Below are 2,094 nucleotides of genomic sequence, written 5' to 3'. Positions count from 1 at the left end.
GCCCGCGAGGCATGCTCGTGGCTTCCAGCAAACGGAGAAGCCGATGACCACCCGCCGCCATGCCCTGCTTGCCGCCGCCACGCTGCCTGCCGCTGCTTCGGCCGCGTCGGAACCGGGTTGGCCGTCAGCCGACGAAATCGCCAGGCGGGTCGAAGAGGCTCGCGCCGCCGAGACCGCCTTTGCCGCGGCCTTCGCAGCACGTGACGTGGCGGGGTTCCGGCGCATGCTGGCGCCTGACACCATCTGGATGGGCAAGGCGCCGCTGCACGGTCCCGACGCAGTCATGACGGCCTGGAACGGCCTGCTGACTTCGCCCAAGCCGCCCTTCAGCTGGTCACCCGACCTGGTGCTGGTGCTGCCGAGCGGCGACCTGGCCCGCACGACGGGCCCGGTGCTGGACCCCGATGGCAAGGTGACGGCGCGCTTCCAGTCGGTGTGGCGCCGCAAGCCGGCGGGTGGCTGGGAGATCGTTTTTGACTTCGGGACGGAAGTCTGCCGCTGATCGTTCCCGACGAGCGACGCGAGAGCGCCGTTCAGGCGCGCGTCCCGCAGTTCACGCGAGGCTACTTGAGTTGACCGGCACCGTCGCGAGACTCTTGCAGCGTTGGCAGTCCGCAGGCCTTCCGGTCCTCGTCCGTCACGGCGGATTCATCGACTGCCGAGAGTTCCGTCTTCCCCGTCTTTGCTGAACGCTCGAACTGCGTGCCATACCACTGCGGCTTTCCTGACCGCAGGAGCAACCTGTCCCACGCGGAGCAGGCGGCGGCCTTGGGGCCAGGGCGTTCGGGTCGCAGCGCTGCGGCGATGCTGATCAGCGAGAAGGCAAGCCTGAAGTCATCCACTGTTTCGCCGTGGTGGAAGACGAGCCCGGCGTAGAAGTAGTCTTCGGCGGCACGGACTTCGCCTTGCTCCAGCAAGCGCCTGACCTGGATCCGGCGTTCGGCATCTCTACCGGCCAGCTGCGTGTAGTCGATGCCCCCGGTGGGCCCCGCCCTGTCCTGTTGATCCGCGGCGGCGATCTCGCGAAGCTTGGGGTTGGGTTCAAGGGCCTGCGCGCCTGCGCCCAGCGTTGCAAGGATGATCAAAACGGCAAGGCTTCGTTTCGGCGGCATATGAGGCGCGGGTCTATCGACCACGGATTGGAGGAGGTGAGCTTCGTGGCGCTCGACTATTTCCTGGTCAGCTGGATCTCGAACAGCTTCGGCCACAGCTTGCCGGTGACAAACAGCCGCTTGGTCTTGGCGTCATAGGCAATGCCGTTGAGCACCGCATCCGGGCTGCTGCGCAGGTTGTCAGGCAGCAGGCCGCTCAGGTCGATCCAGCCGGTCACCCGGCCTGTCTTGGGGTCGATGCGGGCGATGCGGTCGGTTTGCCAGATGTTGGCCAACACCTCGCCGTCCACCCACTCGAGCTCGTTGAGCTGGTCGACGGGCTTGCCGTCGGCCGTCACGCGCACGCGGCGCAGTTCCTTGAAGGTCAGCGGGTCGAGGAAGCGCAGCTCGGGGCTGCCGTCGCTCATGACCAGCTCGCGGTCGTTGTGCGTCAGGCCCCAGCCCTCGCCGGGGTAGGAGAACTTGCGCCAGAGCTTGAAGGTCTTGAGGTCGAGCACATAGGCAGTCTGCTCCGTCCACGTGATGCCGATGAGGCGGTCACCCCATTGCGAGATGCCTTCGCCGAAGACTTCCGGCGGCAAGTCCACCTGCTGGACCACCTTGCCGGTCTCGATCTCGACCTTGCGGATGCTGGAGCGCCCACGCAGGCCGGTGCCTTCGAACAGGAAGCCGTCGTGGAAGAACAGGCCCTGGGTGAAGGCCTGGCYGTCGTGCGGGTAGCTCTTGACGACYTTGAAGCCCTGGACAGGCGTGGCGGCGATAACGGGCGCGGTCAGTGCCGCGGCGATCAGTGCGAGGGCCGCGCGCCGCTGCAGAAAAGAGGAGAAGGTAGAACGCATGCCGTCAGCCTAGCCGAAGCAGCGGGGGCACAGCTGTCTGCAACAGTTCGACCAGTTCGGGGTCCATGAAGCGGTAGTCGTCCGGGATGTCCAGCACATGCAGTTCCTTGCCCGCCAGCGATGCGGCGTGGTCCTGCATGAGG

At 66.5% G+C, this 2,094-nt stretch carries 3 protein-coding genes; 1 reads left to right on the top strand and 2 read right to left on the bottom strand.

Features of this window, described 5'->3' with window-relative positions:
* Positions 1-502, top strand: a 502-nt coding sequence (locus ACXJKR_RS30805) for a YybH family protein (protein WP_457326085.1), incomplete at its 5' end; no start/stop codon positions are given.
* A gap of 61 nt (positions 503-563) precedes the next feature.
* Here ACXJKR_RS30805 and ACXJKR_RS30800 read toward each other — a convergent pair.
* Complete coding sequence (locus tag ACXJKR_RS30800; RefSeq protein ID WP_457326084.1) at positions 564-1,085, bottom strand: hypothetical protein; 522 nt, start codon at positions 1,083-1,085, stop codon at positions 564-566.
* 83 nt (positions 1,086-1,168) lie between these two features.
* Positions 1,169-1,951, bottom strand: a complete 783-nt coding sequence (locus tag ACXJKR_RS30795) for a glutaminyl-peptide cyclotransferase (RefSeq protein ID WP_457326083.1) — start codon at positions 1,949-1,951, stop codon at positions 1,169-1,171.
* Positions 1,952-2,094 lie beyond the last annotated feature (143 nt).

The organism is Roseateles sp. P5_E11, assembly GCF_054049355.1.
The sequence above is the reverse complement of the archived record's forward strand: the minus strand, read 5'-3'. Positions and strand labels throughout refer to the sequence as shown.